The sequence below is a fragment of the Streptomyces sp. BK208 genome, assembly GCF_004364245.1.
GTDB lineage: Bacteria > Actinomycetota > Actinomycetes > Streptomycetales > Streptomycetaceae > Streptomyces.
Window position 1 is genome coordinate 484,528 of the sequence record NZ_SOAV01000003.1, and the last position, 15,891, is coordinate 500,418.

The following is a 15,891-nucleotide window of genomic DNA, read 5'->3' on the forward strand; positions in this document are numbered from 1 at the left end:
GGTCACTGCGGTAATCCTGCGGCGCGACACGAGACGTCCTCGCCGCGGCCGGATCAGCGGGCCCCACTGCACGCCGGGACGAACGCCGCGTTCCTCGCATATGCCGTACGCAGGTCCTCGGCGATGGCATGCGCAGTGGCCGCATCGGGTGTGCGCCCGCCCGTCGAGCGCCTGCGCGGCGCGGCCGGAACCGGGGGCGGGGCGAGAGTGACCGTGCGTACCTCGGCGGAGCCCGGCAGGACAGGCACGGGACCGGGAGGTGACACGGACGGGATCGGAAGCCCTTCGGCGGGTTCCGGGGAGGGTTCGACGAGCGTCGGCTCGTACTCGGCGATCGGCCCCGGCGGCAGCACCGGCCGACCGTCGACATGCGGCGCCGTCCGCTCGATCAGCCGCTGCCGGGCCTGGCGGGCGGTGAGGCCCGAGTCGGTGAGGACGGTCACCAGACCACCGGTCACCTCGATGAGAGACGGACGGTCGACCGGGTCGTGGGCGAGCATCGCGGACACCATGGGGAGCAGGTGGCCGGGCAGGCCGGTCAGATCGGGCGCCTGGTCCGGGTCACCGATCCTGGACGCCACCGCGAGCCAGTTCGTGCCGTCGTACGGGTAGTGGCCGGTGGCCGCGAAGAGCAGCACCGCGCCGAGGGCGTAGACATCGGCGGCCGCGGTCAGGTGATGGTTCCCCTCCGCCTGCTCGGGCGGCATGCACAGTACGCTGCCGACCACGACTCCGGTCGCGGTCAGCGTCGTACGCCGCTCCGCGAGGACCGCGAGTCCGAAGTCGATCACCTTGGGCCCGTCCGGCCCCAACAGGATGTTCTGCGGTTTGAGGTCGCGGTGCAGCAGCTCGGCCAGGTGGACGGAGGTGAGCCCCTCGGCGAGCAGCGCTCCGAGGCTCGCGGTCTCGACGAGCGGCAGTGGGCCGTGATCTTGGACGTGGCGCAGGAGATCGGGTCCGGGGACGTAGTCGACGGCCAGCCAGGGCCGTTCGGCCAGCGGATCGGCACCGGCGAACGCGGCGACGCGCGGACCGAACACCTTCTTCAGGTTTTCCACCTCGAGCACGAACCGGCTGCGGGTCTCGGCGTCGAGTACGGACGCCTTGATCACCTTGACGCCCACCAGCTGGCCGGCGGGTGACTCACCCAGATACACCCGGCCCATGCCGCCGGATCCGATCCGGCCGCGGAGGGCGTAGCCCCCGATGTGCGTGGGGTCGTCACTCCTCAGCGGTTCCACAGCAACCCAACTCCCCCTGAGCGTCCGGTACCCGGCCCGCGCGGCACCCGCACGGCCGGTGGGCCACAGTGTAGAGCGACGGCCCGCCCCCGCAACGAGGACGGCGGCGGGCCCGCTACAGGGAGGGAGCTGATGGCACCGGGCAGAGGTCAGCCGCTGACCGTGACGGTGGAGCTTCCACTGCTCTGGTAGCCCTCGGTGGCCATGATCATGTAGTACCTGAACTGGCCCAGGTTCATGCCCGCGCGCGCCCAGGCGTCGAAGTGGTTGCCGGTGGTGATGGTGCCGGAGCCGCTGGTCACCTTCGACTGCCGGACGCTCCAGTACTGGTCGAAGGTGCGGGTGCCCTCGACGGAGGGGGCGTTGTACCGCGTCGTCTTGTAGATGTCGTACGTGCCGCCGTCGCTGGAGACGGTGCCCCGGTACTCGCCGGTGGGCCGGTAGCTGCCCCAGTTGTCGACGATGTAGTACTCCACCAGCGGGTTGGAGGTCCAGCCGTAGAGGCAGCCGTATCCGTTGCCCGACGGGTTGAAGTAGCCGTTGTAGCGGACCGTCCTGCGTCCGCCGGTGCTCCAGCCCTTGCCGGCGACGAAGTTCCCGCAGTTGGTCCACTTGGTGCTGTAGCTGCCGCCGCCGTTGAGCGTCATGGAGACCGAACCGCCGCCGTCGGTCCAGAACGAGTAGTACAGGCCGTCGGTGCCGGTCTGGCTGGTGGTGATGGTGGTGGCGGCCTGGGCGGTGCCGGGCAGCAACAGCCCGGACGCGGTGGCGAGCGCGACGGTGCCGGCGCCGCCGAGGAAGCCCCGTCGGCTCAAGCCGTTGAGCGGAGCGGGGTTGTTGCTCTGGTCCTGCTGCATGCATCCTCCCGATGAAGGCTGGTGGGGGGCGGGCGAGTTGTGTCGCCCGCGGCCTTGCATGGACCACGGCGGGGATCGTTCGACGCCGTGCCGTGACGAGCCGGCCGCCCTTCCCGAGCGCATGGCGCGAGGAAGCGCGGTCTCCTGTCGTTCGGTGGCCACAGTTTTCGTAGACCGACATGCCCCTGTCAACAGTTTCGACGAGCTTTCGGAAACAGCCCTCAGGGCGGCGATGGGCCCCGACTTATCCATCTACGCAGATGAAGCAGGCTCTTGGGCAGCTCTTCACAGACGCTGCAACCGGGCTTCGAACCGCAATCTCCGCAAGCATGTACGAAGGATTCGAAACTTTCGAGCGGCCTTGGACGCATGCGGTTCGTGCAGACCGGCCCGGCGGCTCAGCCCAGGGCCGGGACACGACGAACCGGGGACCGGTTCACGCCTCGTGCACATCGGCGTCCGGCCCCCGGGCGGCCCCGGGCGGCTCGTGGGCGGCTCCCGGGCCGTGGTTCAGGCGTCGATGATGACGGGGATGATGAGGGGCTTGCGGCGGTGGGTGCGAAATGCCCAGTTCGCCACCGCGCGGGCGAGGAGCTGTTCGAGTTGGCGCGCGTCTCCGACGCCTTCCTCGGCCGCGGCGGCCAGCGTCTTCTCGATGACCGGGACGACCGGCTCGAAGGTGGTGTCGTCGTGGACGAAGCCGCGGGCCAGGAAGTCCGGGGCCTCGGCGAGAGCGCCGGTGTCCGCGTCGACGATCGCCACCACCGTGACCACGCCTTCCTCCGCGAGGGTGAGGCGGTCCTTGAGGGACGCTTCGGTGGCGCCGCCGACCTCCATGCCGTCCACGTAGACGTTGCCCGCGGGAACCTTGCCGGTGATGGACGCGCGCCCGTCGACGAGGTCGACGACGACGCCGTCCTCGGCGATGACGACCCGGTCGGGGTCGACACCGGTACGGATGGCGAGGTCGGCGTTGGCCCGAAGGTGCCGCCATTCGCCGTGCACCGGCATGACGTTGCGGGGCTTGACGATGTTGTAGCAGTAGACGAGCTCGCCGGCGCTGGCGTGCCCGGAGACGTGCACCTTGGCGTTGCCCTTGTGGACGACGTGGGCGCCCCACCGGGTGAGTCCGTTGATCACCCGGTAGATGGCGTTCTCGTTGCCGGGGATGAGGGAACTGGCGAGCAGGACGGTGTCCCCCTTGCCGATGCGGATCATGTGATCGCGGTTGGCCATCCGCGACAGTGCCGCCATCGGTTCGCCCTGGGAGCCGGTGCACACCAGAGTGACCTTGTGGTCCGGGAGCTTCTCCAGCTCCTTCGTCGTCACGACCAGACCGGACGGGACCTTCAGATAGCCCAGGTCACGGGCGATTCCCATGTTGCGGACCATCGACCGGCCGACGAAGGCGACCTTGCGGCCGTGCTGGTGGGCGGCGTCCAGGACCTGCTGGATGCGGTGCACATGGCTGGCGAAGCTGGAGACGATGACCCGGCGCGGCGCGGTGCGCATCACCTGCTCGATCGCCGGATTCAGCTCACGCTCGGAGGTGGTGAAGCCGGGTACCTCGGCGTTGGTGGAGTCGGTGAGGAACAGGTCCACGCCCTCCTCGCCGAGGCGGGCGAAGGCGCGCAGGTCGGTGATGCGGTCGTCGAGGGGGAACTGGTCCATCTTGAAGTCGCCGGTGTGCAGCACCATCCCGGCCCGGGTGCGGAGCGCGACCGCGAGGCTGTCGGGGATGGAGTGGTTGACCGCCACGAACTCGCAGTCGAAGGGCCCGAAACGGCGGCGGTCGCCCTCCCGCACCCGTACGGTGCGCGGCCGGATCCCGTGTTCCTTGAGCTTGGCCTCCAAGAACGCCAGCGTCAGCTTGGAGCCGACGACGGGAATGTCGGACCGCTCGCGCAGCAGGTACGGCACGCCGCCGATGTGGTCCTCGTGGCCGTGGGTGAGGATCACGGCCACGACATCGTCCAGCCGGTCCCGGATCGAGGTGAAGTCCGGCAGGATCACGTCCACACCGGGCTGGGTCTCCTCGGGGAACAGCACGCCGCAGTCGACGACGAGCAGCTTGCCCTCGTGCTCGAAGACGGTCATGTTGCGGCCGATCTCGCCCAGGCCGCCCAGGGCGATGACCCGCAGCCCTCCCTCGGGAAGAGGCGGGGCGGCTTTCAGTCCGGGGTGCGGGTGGCTCATGCCTTCACGGTACCCGGAGTGCGGGACGGCATGATCCACCGCCGGTTCGACTGGTCCACTCGGTGTACGGGCGACCGGGACGCCGTGGGCGTTACCGGACACGTGCGGGGCGGGCGCTGCTGCACTCGGGCGGACCCTGCCGGCGTGTGCCGGCCGGGCCCTCCGTGCTGTGTCGTGTCTCCCGTGTCTCCCGTGGGTCAGCCGGGCAGGGGGGTGCCGAGCAGTGCGGAAGCCCGCTGCAACGGGCTGTCCACGCGCGCGGGTGCGGCGCCGGGAAGAGCGCGACAGGTGAAGCCGAGCCGCGACATGGCCCGCAGGACCTCACCGGCGGTGAAATCGCGGCGGTCCTGGCGGGTGACGACCTCGCCGACCTGCTTGGCGGGGTAGTGGCGTCGTCCGACGATCACGGACTCGCCGGTGACCGGTTCGGGCTTGATGCCCTTCATCGACTCCAGGACGCCGCTCTTGGTCAGGTCGAACGGGAAGCGGGCGATGACACAGCGCATGATGCCTCACGGGGAAGAGGAGGGACGGGGCCGACCGCCGTGAAGCGGTTCAGCGGGAGAGGGCGAGGACGCCCAGGGCGTTGCCCTGTTCGTCGACCACGGGCAGCGCCCCGAGCCGGCGGTGCCGCATCGCGTGCTCGGCTTCGGCCCTCGTGGCCAGCGGTGAGGCGAAGGGGGCGCTGACGTCGGCGATGTCACGCAGACAGGTCCGGTCCGTGTACCCGGAGTCGTCGCGAACGGCTGTGAGCCGGGTCCGGGTGACCAGACCGGTGCACAGACCGTCGTCGTCGCAGACGACCAGATGCCCCGTACGGGCGGCGGCCATCACGGAGAGTGCCACCTCCACGGTCATGTCTCCCCAGACCTGCGGTCCGGCCGCTTCCATGGTGTCGGCCACCGTGCGGTGCGCGTGGTGGGCACTTCCCGGGCGGTACTGCGTCTGGACCAGCGTCAAAGGGTGCCTCCTGCGGAGATGGGCCGGGGTCCTGATCACGGAAGTGCTACGCCGCCGTACCGAGGTTCGCCTGCCGTACGGAGGCGCGGCGGGCCGCCGCGGCGGGACGGCGTCGGCCGCGCGAGGTCGCGCCGCGCTTCTTGGCGCGTTCGGCCACCGGTGCGGTGATGACGACCGGGACGCCGGAAGGGGTCCGGGCGCCGGTGATGCGGTTCAGGGCTTCCCCGCCGACGCGGACCTGGGTGGTCTGCGGGACGATGCCGGCCGCTGCCATGAGACGGGTCATGGCGCGGCGCTGGCTCGGGGTGACGAGGGTGACGACGCTGCCCCGTTCACCGGCGCGGGCCGTGCGTCCGCCGCGGTGGAGGTAGTCCTTGTGGTCGGTGGGGGGATCCACGTTGACGACGAGGTCGAGGCTGTCGACGTGGATGCCGCGCGCCGCGACGTTGGTCGCCACCAGCACGTTGACGTGCCCGGTCTTGAACTGCGTCAGCGTGCGGGTGCGCTGCGGCTGCGACTTCCCTCCGTGCAGGGCGGCGGCCCTCACCCCGCTGTTCAGGAGGTGCTCGGTGAGGCGGTCGACGGCGTGCTTGGTGTCGAGGAACATGATCACGCGGCCGTCGCGCGCGGCGATCTCGGTGGTGGCCGTGTGCTTGTCCGCGCCGTGGACGTGCAGCACGTGGTGCTCCATCGTGGTGACCGCGCCGGCCGAAGGGTCGACGGAGTGTACGACGGGGTCGCTGAGGTAGCGGCGCACGAGCAGGTCGACGTTGCGGTCGAGGGTGGCGGAGAACAGCATGCGCTGGCCCTCGGGGCGGACCTGGTCGAGAAGGGCGGTGACCTGCGGCATGAAACCCATGTCGGCCATCTGGTCGGCTTCGTCCAGGACGGTGACGCGCACCTGGTCGAGTCGGCAGTCGCCACGCTCGATGAGGTCCTTGAGGCGCCCCGGTGTGGCGACGACGATCTCGGCGCCGCCGCGCAACGCGCTCGCCTGCCTGCCGATCGGCATCCCGCCCACCACGGTGGCCAGCCGCAGCTTCACGGAGCGGGCGTACGGGGTGAGCGCGTCGGTGACCTGCTGTGCCAGCTCACGCGTCGGTACGAGGACCAGTCCCAGCGGCTGCCGGGCCTCGGCGCGCTGCCCGGCCGTACGGGCCAGCAGCGCCAGGCCGAAGGCCAGGGTCTTGCCGGAGCCGGTGCGGCCACGGCCGAGGACGTCCCGTCCGGCGAGCGAATTCGGCAGGGTCGCGCCCTGGATCGGGAACGGCACGGTCACGCCTTGTGAACCCAGCGCGGCCAGCAGTTCCTCGGGCATGTCGAGATCGGCGAAGACCTCGGCAGCGGGAAGAGCGGGAGTCACCGTCTCGGGCAGCGCGAACTCCCCCTGGAGCGCGGCGGGTCGGCGGCCATGGCCGTCGGAACGGCTCGACCTGCCCGACCGGTTCGGGGCCGACGAACCGAAACGGCTGCCGCCCCTTCCGGAGTCGGCACCGCCGTTACGGCTACGGGTGAAGCGGTCGTTCGTACGGGTGCGGTTCATGCGGAACCTTCCTCGATGCGGCTCATATCAAGGAATTCCTGCAGCAATGAGCCGCACGGAGAATCGCAAGAACGGGCCGGTGTAACGCGACAGCACAGCTGGCCGACGGAAATCCGTACGCGCACAGGAGCTGAAATGAGTGACGCGAAATGGACGCAATACTTGGGCGTCATCGCGATGAAGCCGGGAGGGGGCGCGCATATCCTGAAAGATTTTTCGGATGCGGTCAGCCCGCGGATTTCCCGACTGTCGTCCGCAGCAGAACAGCTGCGGGAAAAACAAGCAGCTGGGACCCGCACCCCAAAGGATGCGGGTCCCAGCTACGAAAGGCGCGTCACCGTCAGGCGAGCACGATGTTCTCGGCCGTCGGGCCCTTCTGACCCTGCGCGATGTCGAAGGTCACCTTCTGACCCTCGAGCAGCTCACGGAATCCCTGGGCGGCGATGTTCGAGTAGTGGGCGAACACGTCAGCGCCGCCACCGTCCTGCTCGATGAAGCCGAAACCCTTTTCCGCGTTGAACCACTTCACAGTACCGGAAGCCATGTCATTCTCCTTTGGGGCAGTGCCTCGGGATCCGCACCGTGCGGACCCCGTGTCGCCGCGATGATCACCCCATCCGGAAAAGACCGGACCTACAAAAGCGCTTCCAGCGGCACAGGGGCCGGGCCGGAGGAACTTGAAGTTTTCGGGAACCACGACTGCAACTGGGATCGACAGTAGCACGACGCAACGGTCTGTGTGCGGGGACTAATCGGGGCCTGTCCACGGCAACAGAGAATCTGTGCACGTGTTCTGTCGAAATCTAAGCCCGCGGGCACAGATATCGGTCCGGCCGAAGCGCAGCATTTCAGGGGCGTGGAACGCCCCGACGCCCGTCCGCGTCGCGTCTCGGACCCGCGCAGGGGCCTTCGGGCCGGCCGGAGCGTTGAGCGAGCCCGCCGACGGGTGGCAACGAGCAGGACTCCCTCGCCGTTCGGCCGGAAGTCCGGTGCGATCGGTGGGCTTCAGCCTCCGGTGCTGGTCCCTGATGATGGTCGACGGCGATGTCGCTCGGTCGCCTTTCCGGGCCGGCCGTGCCGTTGTCGCCGTCAACGGGCGTCAACGGCTGTTCATGGATGCCTCGTTCGAGGTGGTGACCGCACCTGGACGGGTGGCTCGGCGCGGCGTCGCCGGGACTTCCGCGGGCTTGGACCTCGCCAGCCACAGGCCGGTGAAGACGGCGGTGGCCAGAGTGACGGCACCGGCGGCGAGGAAGGCGCTGTCGAGCCCGGTCTCGAAGGAGGCTCCGCCCGATTGCCGGGTGCGGACGACGGCTCCGAGTACCGCCACGCCGAGCACCGCGCCGATCTGCCGGGTGGTGCTGCTGATGCCGGAGGCGAGGCCGCCTTCCTGCGGGGCGACCGCTTGGATGGCGGCGCCTGTCAGGGGGGACATGGCCAGCGCGAAGCCGGCGCCGGCGAGTCCCAGCCGCCACCACACGTTCCCGTACCCGGTGTCGGCGTGCACCGTGCCGAGCGCGAGCAGTCCCAGGCCGGCCAGGGCCAGGCCGGTGGTCACCACGATGCGGAAACCGTGGCGTGCGGCGAGCCGGCCCGCGTACGGACTGACGAGCACCATGGCGAGGGACAACGGCAGGGTCTGCAGACCGGCGCGCAGGATCGAGCTGCCCTGGACGTACACGAAGAACTGGGAGAAGAAGAACGACGAACCCATGAGCGCGAACCCGACCACGGTCATGGCGGCGTTGGACACGGTGAACAGGCGCTGCCGGAACAGCCGCAACGGCAGCATCGGTGCGGAGCGACGCGCTTCGACGGCGACGAAGGCGGCGAGGAGGACGGCCGCGGCGGCGAAGCTGCCCAGGATGGCCGGTGAGGTCCAGCCGCGGGCGCCACCCTCGATCAGACCGTAGGTCAGCGCCCCCACCGCCAGGATGGACAGCACGGTTCCGGGGACGTCGATCGCGGGGGCGCCCGGATTGCGGGTCTCGCCGAGGTGGCGCAGGCCGACCAGCAGCAGGACCAGGCCGATGGGCAGATTGACCAGGAAGATGGCGGGCCAGCCGAAGGCTTCCGTCAGCACGCCGCCGGCCACGGGGCCCGCGGCCAGCCCGATTCCGCTGAGTCCGGCCCACAGCCCGATCGCCTTGACGCGTTCCTGCGGCACGGGATAGGCGGCGGCGAGCAGGGCGAGCGAGGCAGGGCTCAGGGCGGCGGCCCCGACGCCCTGCAGCACCCGGCCGGTGACCAGCCAGCCGACCGAGGGAGCGAGGCTGCACAGCACCGAAGCGGCGGTGAACACCGCCACGCCGGTCAGGTACACCCGCTTGCGGCCGAACCGGTCGGCGAAGACACCGCCGGACAGCAGCAGCATGGCGACCAGCAGTACGTACGCGTCGACGATCCACTGCAGACCGGTCAGCTGCGTATGCAGCCGGTGCTGCATGTCGGGCAGCGCCGCTCCGACGATCGTGTTGTCGAGCAGGACCATGAACTGGCCCAGGCAGGTCACCGTGAGCAGCACGCCCCGGTTCGATCGGCTGCCTGCGGCCACTTGCGATGCGGCGATGGGAATCCCCCTCGGTCGGTGGGTGCGCCCGGCCACGGCCGACGAAGGTGGCGACACCCGAGCACTTTAAAGCAGTTACTGACTGCGTTAGTCGACTATAAGGAGGCTCACCCCACAAACGCAAGTGCTTCCTGCGTTAAGGTGGCGGCATGAACGAGCGACAGCCAGTCCGGCGGCCCGGCGGGCGCAGCGCCCGCGTCGGCGCACAGGTGCACCAGGCCGTCACCGACCTGATCGGTGAGCGTGGCTACGGCAACTTCACCGTCGGCGAGGTCGCCGCCCGCGCGGGCGTGGCCGACAGCAGCATCTACCGCCGGTGGGGCAGCCTGGAGGCCCTGCTCAGCGAGGTGGCGCTCACCCGCCTCAACGCTCAGTCGCCGATGCCCGACACCGGCAGCCTCGCCGGCGACCTGCGCACTTACGCGGCACAAGTGGCCCGCGAGATCACCGGACCCGACGGTCCGGCGGTGCTGCACCTGGCCGTCGCCCTGTCGGGCAGCGGGGAGCTGGGGCGGCAGGCCGGTGCCGACCTCCGCTCCGAACGCACCCGGCAGATGCAGGTCATGCTCGACCGCGCCCACGCACGCGGCGAGCAGGCGCCCGACGCGCTGGACGTGCTGGACCACGTCCTGGCCCCGATGTACATCCGCGTCCTGTTCGGCATGGTCCCGCTCACCCCGGACTACGTCGACGGGCTGGTCGGCCGGCTGCTCGACCGGGCGCTGTGACGCGACCGCCCGAGTGCGTCGGCCGGCGGTACCGACCGCGCCGGTTGCCGTCAGCCCCCCGCCACGCCCGCGAGCTTCACCTGGTCCGCTTCAGGAAGCCAGTCCCGCTTCGGTACGTAGTCCAGCCAGCGCCGGGTGCGGCCCAGGTCCGTGAATCCCCGCAGCAGGGCGTCGAGTTGTGGGTGGCGGTGGGTCTCGCGCCAGGCGAGGGACCAGGCGTACAGCGGGGTCGGTGCGGTGAGCGGGATCGAGCGCAGGCCCGCGTGGTCGGGCAGCGGGGCGTCGCTGGGGAACAGCGTGAAGCACGTCGCGTCACCGCGAACGCGCTGGACGAGGTGGTCGAGGCCCAGGTTGGGGCCGTCCTGGTGCCTCTCGATGCCGAACTCGTCCGCGAAACGCCGCAGGAAGTCGAGGCGGGACAGCTCGGCCGGACACCACAAGGTGCTGTCGCGCAGGTCGGCCGGGGAGAGTTCGTCCGCGTCGGCCAGCGGGTGGGACGCGCTGACCACCGCGTCGACGGGCTCCAGGCGAACGAGTCGCTGAGCGAGGCCGGCGTCACGGCCCCCGGGGAGCGGGTGCACCCGGCCGAAACCCAGATCTGCGTCTCCCCGCAGCAACGCCTGCGCGGCAGACGGCCAGTCACGAGCCGGTCCCGGCTCCAGGCGCATGCCGTCGAGCGTCTCCACCACCTGCGCGACGGTGCGCATCGGCGCGTACAAATGGCCCCACACGTCGATCCGTACGGTCGGTCCGGCGCCCTGTGCGGCCGCGACCGCGCGCGAGCCCGCCGCCAGGACCTCACGCGCGGCCGTCTCGAACCGCTCACCGGCCTCGGTCAACCGCGTGCCGCCCTCACGCTCGAACAGGCCGACGCCGAGCAACGCTTCCAGGCGCGCGACGCGCTTGGACAGTGCCTGCTGGCTGGTGTTGAGCCGTTCGGCCGCGCGCCCGAAGTGCAACGTCTCGGCGGTCACGACGAACGCACGGACCAGGGCGAGGTCAAGGTCCATGCGGCTGACCATATATGACAACCACACGTTGTCGGCCGGCCGCTTTCGTTGTTGGCCCGGCCGGTGCCTCCCGCGGTGAGGTGTTCCCAGGCGACACCGACACCGACACCGACACCGCCAAGGAGGCAGCGAGATGAAAGCTTTCGTACCGACCGGGGACCCCGCCGAACCGGTCGTCCTCGCCGACGTCCCCGAGCCCACGCCGCGCCCCGACGAGGCGCTGGTGAGGGTGGAGGCCTTCTCCGTGAACCGGGGTGAGACCTTCAAGCTGGAGGCGCCGGTGCCGGGGGAACGGCCCGGCAAGGACATCGCCGGGCTCGTGGTGCAGCCGGCCGCCGACGGGAGTGGGCCGGCCGGCATCGCACGCGTCGTCGGCCACCCCATGGGCGGCGGCTGGGCGGAGTTCGCGGCGGTGCCGACCAGCGCGCTTGCGGTTCTGCCCGACAGCGTCTCGGCGACGGACGGCGCGGCGCTGCCGCTCGCCGGGCTCACCGCGCTGCGGCTGCTGCGCGCGGCCGGGCCCGTAGTGGGGCGGCGCGTGCTGCTGACCGGAGCGTCAGGGGGCGTGGGGCACTACGTGACCGAACTCGCGACCGCTGCGGGCGCGGAGGTCACCGCGGTGACCCGGGACACCGAACGCGGTGCCCGGCTCAGCGAACTCGGCGCGGCCGAGATCGTCCACCGTCCGGCCGACGCACGCGGACCGTACGACATCGTGCTGGAGTCGACCGGCGGCCAGGCCCTCCCCGTCGCCCTCGCGCGGCTCGCGAAGCGGGGCACGCTCATCTGGTTCGGGCAGGCCAGCCGCACCCCGGTGACGCTCGACTTCTTCGCCTTCTTCGACGGCCCCGAGTCGGCCGTCATCCGCCACTTCCACTACCTCGACGCCGACACCGTCCTCGGCGACGACCTGGCGACGCTCGTCCGGCTCACCGCCGAAGGCCGCCTGCACCCCGAGATCGGCCGCGTCGCGGACTGGGCCGACACCGCGAGCACCCTCACCGACCTGCGGGACCGGCGCATTCGGGGCAAGGCCGTACTCACCCTCTCCTGAGCAGCCGAAACCCCAGCGCCCCGAAGACATGAACCTGAACCCACTGAACCCACTGACCCGTTGAACCCACCAGAAGGAGCCCTTCCATGACCGAGACCACCGGCACCACCGGCACCACCGCTCCCGCCACCTCGACCGATCCCCGGGCCGTCGTCATCCGCTACGTCGAGGCCGTCCGGGACGGCGACGCCGACGTCGTCCTCGAAAGCTTCGCCGAGGACGCGACCTGGCACTACCCGGGCAACGACCTGCCGATCTCGAAGGTGTGGCGGGGCCGCGACGCGATCGTCAACGACTTCCTGGGCGGCATGGGACCGATCCTCGTTCCCGGCACGATGAAGGTCGAGCTGGTCAGCACGATCGCCGAGGGCGACCGTGTGGTCGCCGAGTGGACCTCCAAGGCCCGGACCGTGTACGGCGGCACGTACGACAACCGCTGCATCGGGATCTACACGGTCCACGCCGGCCGGATCACGTCCGTCGTCGAATACGCGGACACCCGGCACGTGGCGGCGGCCCTCTTCCCGGAGACCCCGGCCGCACGGGCCGACCAGGCTCATGCCGATGGTGGGCCTCGGTGATCCGCTCGCCCTGCGCCCGGCGAAGGAGTCGCCGCGCAGAACCGGCGACGGCAACCGCTGGACACGCGCCCCGGTCCCGGCCGGCGCCCGTTTCGGGCCGGGGCATACCCGTCGAACGTTCCGACCAGGAGGCAGTGTGATCACTCTCAGGCCCGACATCATCCGCACCGAGCGGCTGACCATGCTGCCCCTCAAGGCCGAGCACGCCGACGAGATGGCCACGGTGCTCTCCGACCCCGGCCTGCACACGTTCATCGGCGGTGCTCCGGACACGGCCGAGGCCCTGCGCACCCGCTACGAACGGTGGGCGGCCGGTTCGCCCGACCCCGCCGCATCCTGGTGCAACTGGGCGATCCAGCTCCGCGACGCGACCTGCCTGGCCGGTACGCTCCAGGCGACGATCACTGCCGACGACCGCGGTGCCACCGCGGAGATCGCCTGGGTGGTGGGTACCCCCTGGCAGCGGCGCGGCATAGCCACCGAGGCAGCCCGAGGACTCGTCGCCTGGCTCCGCGAGCACCCGGTGCACACGGTCGTCGCCCACATCAACCCCGACCACAAGGCATCCGCCGCCGTCGCGACCGCAGTCGGACTCACCCCCACCGACCAGTGGCACGACGGCGAGATCCGATGGCAACGTGACATCGGCTGATCGCACGCATCCACTGGTCCTGACGAACGATCGGATCACGGCCGGACAGCCGGACGCCGCAAGCTTCCTGACGTGATCGTCCAGCGGGTGGTCGCGCTCGCCGTGGACACGGCCGCCGGGACGACGAGCGCTCGTGGCATGGTGGGAAGCACACGCGCAAGGTCACGGGGGGTCTCATGGGCGGGTCGGATCGTTCGGTAGTGATCAGCGGCGGCGGCACCGGGATCGGCCGCGCCATCGCCGCGAGGTTCGCCGGGCAGGGCGACAAGGTGACCATCCTGGGAAGGCGAGCGGATGTCTTGCGCGCGGCGGCCCAGGAGATCGAGGGGGCACACCCGGTACAGGTCGTGGCGGTCGACCTTTCTGTACCGGAAGAGATTGAACAGAGCCTGCGTGAACTCCCCGAGCGTGTCGATGTCCTGGTGAACAATGCGGGCAGGCGCGGCACGCCCGTGCGGGCGGGCGGCCTGAAGGAGGCCGCCGAGCGGTGGCGGCGGGACTTCGACAACAACGTCCTGCCGACGGTCCTGCTCACCGAGGCGCTTCTGCCACGCCTGACGCGCCCCGGCGGCAGGGTGGTCACGCTCGGTTCACTCGCCGCCTTGCGGGGAAACGGCGCCTACGGAGCGATGAAGGCGGCCCTGCTGGCCTGGAACCACACGCTGGCGCAGCAGTTGGGGCCGCATGGCGCCACGGCCAATGTCGTGGTGCCCGGTTTCGTCGCGGGCACCGAGTTCTTCGGCGCGCTCGCGGACAGGGAGGAACTCGCCAGACGGCGGGCTCAGACCCTTGTCGGAGAGGTGGGAAAGCCGGACGACATCGCGGCCGCCGTCGCGTTCCTGGCCTCGCCGGAAGCGCGCTACATCACGGGTGAGTTCCTGAACTGCAATGGCGGGGCCATGCTCGGGCGCTGAACGCTTCGCGCAGCACGACCGCACGACCGGCGGACTCCCGGACTCCCGGACTCGCGGACGAACGCCGTCGTTCCGCCCCGTCAGACCGACAGAGAGCCGGCCGGGTCCGTAAGAACCAGGACCACCGCTACCGTCAGCCGACCGGGTGTCCTGTCGATGGCAGTGATCGGCTGGGCGATCGATGCTGGGCGCCTCCTTGACCTGAAGGAAAGTCGAGGTTCTCTCGTGTCGCCTACTCGATCCCCTGAGGACAGGAAACCAGGTCCATGATCCTCGTGACCGGAGCCGCTGGAAACATCGGCAGTGCCCTGCTGAACGAATCCCTGCTGCCCGGCGGTGAGAGCCGGGCCCTGAAGACCGGGGTCCAGGAGGCGCGCCACCCGTGCGACTTCCGGAACTCCGTCGACTACGACCGGCTCCCCGTCGACCCGCACAGGCCGGCGTTCCCCGGTCCTGACCCGGTACGCCGACGGGCCCTCTCCCGCGAGAGGGCCCGTTCGACGCGCTAAGGCGAGGGGGGCGTCAGTCGCCGGTGTCCCCCATGTCGAGCACGATCTTGCCCACCGCCGTTCCCGTGCGCAGCCGTTCCACCGCTTCGCCGAGTGCGTCCATCCCGTAGCGCTCGTACGGCAGCGACAGCGCGCCCGAGGACAAGTCCGGCAGCAGACGCAGCACCTCGGGGGCGACCTCCTGGCCGCGGGAGATCATGTTGACCGGCAGGAGGGAGACGTCGGCGAGGAAGAAGTCCGCGAGGTCGAGGGTGAGTTCGCGGCCGGCCGTGTAGCCGAGGAGCGCGGCCCGGCCACGCGGACGGACCAGAGTGAGGGCGTCGCGCAGGACCGTGCCGCCGACCGTGTCGATCAGTACGTCGACTTTGCCGCCGATCGCTTCCTCGGAGAGGTCCGAGGCGAGCAGCGCCGTGGCCGCTGTGGGTACGTGGGGCAGTTTGGCCGGCCGCCCGACCGCACCGACGACCTCTGCGCCGGCACGCGCGGCGAGCTGCACGGCCATGGCACCGACGGCGCCGGACGCGCCGGTGACCAGTACCCGCTCCCCCGGGCGTACCTGGGCGATGGCGTGGACGGTCGCCCAGGCGGTGCCGACCGGTGAGAAGTAGACGCAGGCCAGAGCGGGGTCGGTGCCCTCGGGCATGGCCTCCGCGGCGGCGTCCGGCACCAGCACGTGTTCGGCCCAGGCGCCGTCGCGGCTGAGACCCAGCCCTTCACCGCGCAGCCGGACCAGGGCCCCCTCGGGGTGCGTGTCCGAGGCGACGACATAGCCGCTGCCCTGGGTGCCGGGGATGAACGGCAGCTCGGGCAGGATGCCGAACTTCCCGTCGAGGATGTTCAGGTCCAGATGGGCGACGGTCGCCGCGGCCGCCCGGACGAGGGTGTGTCCGGGCCGCGGTTCGGGCACGGTCCTCTCCTCAAGGCGCGGCAGGGTGCCGAACTCCTTGAGGACCAGGGTGCGCGAGGCGGACGAGGAAGTGCTCACGTGCGGTGTTTCTCCGTTCTTCCCCGGTCGGTCACTGCCCTGCCCCGGTCGGTCTCCACGGCTCCCTTCACACCTTAACTCCATAGTTGCGC

The 15,891-nt window shown here is 70.6% G+C and carries 16 protein-coding genes; 6 read left to right on the forward strand and 10 right to left on the reverse strand.

The features are described from left to right. Window positions 1-53 precede the first annotated feature (53 nt). The 8 genes from EV562_RS10480 to EV562_RS10515 form a co-directional block, all read right to left on the reverse strand. Window positions 54-1,241, reverse strand: a complete 1,188-nt coding sequence (locus EV562_RS10480; RefSeq protein ID WP_133886440.1) for a serine/threonine-protein kinase — start codon at window positions 1,239-1,241, stop codon at window positions 54-56. A 149-nt stretch (window positions 1,242-1,390) separates the two neighbouring features. Then, window positions 1,391-2,098, reverse strand: a complete 708-nt coding sequence (locus EV562_RS10485) for a glycoside hydrolase family 11 protein (protein ID WP_133886441.1) — start codon at window positions 2,096-2,098, stop codon at window positions 1,391-1,393. 510 nt (window positions 2,099-2,608) lie between these two features. Next, entirely contained in the window at window positions 2,609-4,294 is a 1,686-nt protein-coding gene (locus tag EV562_RS10490) for a ribonuclease J (RefSeq protein WP_133886442.1), read from the reverse strand. Window positions 4,295-4,491: 197 nt separating this feature from the next. Continuing rightward, a complete protein-coding gene (locus EV562_RS10495; protein ID WP_133886443.1) occupies window positions 4,492-4,800 on the reverse strand; it encodes an SCO5918 family protein in 309 nt (102 codons plus the stop codon). 49 nt (window positions 4,801-4,849) lie between these two features. Beyond that, on the reverse strand, window positions 4,850-5,254 hold the full coding sequence (locus tag EV562_RS10500; RefSeq protein ID WP_133886444.1) for a CBS domain-containing protein: 405 nt from the start codon (window positions 5,252-5,254) through the stop codon (window positions 4,850-4,852). A gap of 46 nt (window positions 5,255-5,300) precedes the next feature. Beyond that, window positions 5,301-6,797, reverse strand: coding sequence for a DEAD/DEAH box helicase (locus EV562_RS10505; RefSeq protein WP_133886445.1), 1,497 nt, complete (start codon window positions 6,795-6,797; stop codon window positions 5,301-5,303). 340 nt (window positions 6,798-7,137) lie between these two features. Next, the gene (locus EV562_RS10510; RefSeq protein ID WP_133886446.1) at window positions 7,138-7,341 is read right to left on the reverse strand and encodes a cold-shock protein; all 204 of its coding nucleotides are present in this window, start codon (window positions 7,339-7,341) and stop codon (window positions 7,138-7,140) included. Between the two features lie 555 nt (window positions 7,342-7,896). After that, window positions 7,897-9,321: an MFS transporter gene (locus EV562_RS10515; RefSeq protein WP_279588481.1), complete on the reverse strand. Its 1,425-nt coding sequence runs from the start codon at window positions 9,319-9,321 to the stop codon at window positions 7,897-7,899. Between the two features lie 194 nt (window positions 9,322-9,515). Between EV562_RS10515 and EV562_RS10520 the strand changes: the two genes are divergently transcribed. Further along, window positions 9,516-10,094: a TetR/AcrR family transcriptional regulator gene (locus tag EV562_RS10520; RefSeq protein WP_133886447.1), complete on the forward strand. Its 579-nt coding sequence runs from the start codon at window positions 9,516-9,518 to the stop codon at window positions 10,092-10,094. Window positions 10,095-10,144: 50 nt separating this feature from the next. Here the strand turns inward: EV562_RS10520 and EV562_RS10525 are convergent, their stop codons facing one another. Then, the gene (locus EV562_RS10525) at window positions 10,145-11,104 is read right to left on the reverse strand and encodes a LysR family transcriptional regulator (RefSeq protein ID WP_133886448.1); all 960 of its coding nucleotides are present in this window, start codon (window positions 11,102-11,104) and stop codon (window positions 10,145-10,147) included. Between the two features lie 133 nt (window positions 11,105-11,237). Here EV562_RS10525 and EV562_RS10530 point away from each other — a divergent pair, with 133 nt between their 5' ends. The 5 genes from EV562_RS10530 (at window position 11,238) to EV562_RS10550 (ending at window position 14,814) form a co-directional block, all read left to right on the forward strand. Then, window positions 11,238-12,158 carry a zinc-binding dehydrogenase gene (locus tag EV562_RS10530; RefSeq protein WP_133886449.1) on the forward strand — a complete coding sequence of 307 codons (921 nt, stop codon included), beginning with the start codon at window positions 11,238-11,240 and terminating at the stop codon, window positions 12,156-12,158. An 86-nt stretch (window positions 12,159-12,244) separates the two neighbouring features. After that, the gene (locus EV562_RS10535) at window positions 12,245-12,739 is read left to right on the forward strand and encodes a nuclear transport factor 2 family protein (protein ID WP_133886450.1); all 495 of its coding nucleotides are present in this window, start codon (window positions 12,245-12,247) and stop codon (window positions 12,737-12,739) included. A gap of 136 nt (window positions 12,740-12,875) precedes the next feature. Then, window positions 12,876-13,391, forward strand: a complete 516-nt coding sequence (locus tag EV562_RS10540; protein WP_243860021.1) for a GNAT family N-acetyltransferase — start codon at window positions 12,876-12,878, stop codon at window positions 13,389-13,391. 200 nt (window positions 13,392-13,591) lie between these two features. After that, window positions 13,592-14,305, forward strand: a complete 714-nt coding sequence (locus tag EV562_RS10545; RefSeq protein ID WP_243860022.1) for an SDR family oxidoreductase — start codon at window positions 13,592-13,594, stop codon at window positions 14,303-14,305. 266 nt (window positions 14,306-14,571) lie between these two features. Then, a complete protein-coding gene (locus EV562_RS10550; protein ID WP_133886452.1) occupies window positions 14,572-14,814 on the forward strand; it encodes a hypothetical protein in 243 nt (80 codons plus the stop codon). 13 nt (window positions 14,815-14,827) lie between these two features. Here the strand turns inward: EV562_RS10550 and EV562_RS10555 are convergent, their stop codons facing one another. Continuing rightward, window positions 14,828-15,799 carry a zinc-binding alcohol dehydrogenase family protein gene (locus tag EV562_RS10555; protein WP_133886453.1) on the reverse strand — a complete coding sequence of 324 codons (972 nt, stop codon included), beginning with the start codon at window positions 15,797-15,799 and terminating at the stop codon, window positions 14,828-14,830. Window positions 15,800-15,891 lie beyond the last annotated feature (92 nt).

Coding starts and splice junctions, on each gene's coding strand:
- EV562_RS10535 (WP_133886450.1), top strand. CDS start 12,245: ATGACCGAGACCACCGGCACCACCGGCACCACCGCTCCCGCCACCTCG.
- EV562_RS10525 (WP_133886448.1), bottom strand. CDS start 11,104: ATGGACCTTGACCTCGCCCTGGTCCGTGCGTTCGTCGTGACCGCCGAG.
- EV562_RS10510 (WP_133886446.1), bottom strand. CDS start 7,341: ATGGCTTCCGGTACTGTGAAGTGGTTCAACGCGGAAAAGGGTTTCGGC.
- EV562_RS10495 (WP_133886443.1), bottom strand. CDS start 4,800: ATGCGCTGTGTCATCGCCCGCTTCCCGTTCGACCTGACCAAGAGCGGC.
- EV562_RS10505 (WP_133886445.1), bottom strand. CDS start 6,797: ATGAACCGCACCCGTACGAACGACCGCTTCACCCGTAGCCGTAACGGC.
- EV562_RS10530 (WP_133886449.1), top strand. CDS start 11,238: ATGAAAGCTTTCGTACCGACCGGGGACCCCGCCGAACCGGTCGTCCTC.
- EV562_RS10490 (WP_133886442.1), bottom strand. CDS start 4,294: ATGAGCCACCCGCACCCCGGACTGAAAGCCGCCCCGCCTCTTCCCGAG.
- EV562_RS10550 (WP_133886452.1), top strand. CDS start 14,572: ATGATCCTCGTGACCGGAGCCGCTGGAAACATCGGCAGTGCCCTGCTG.
- EV562_RS10520 (WP_133886447.1), top strand. CDS start 9,516: ATGAACGAGCGACAGCCAGTCCGGCGGCCCGGCGGGCGCAGCGCCCGC.
- EV562_RS10485 (WP_133886441.1), bottom strand. CDS start 2,098: ATGCAGCAGGACCAGAGCAACAACCCCGCTCCGCTCAACGGCTTGAGC.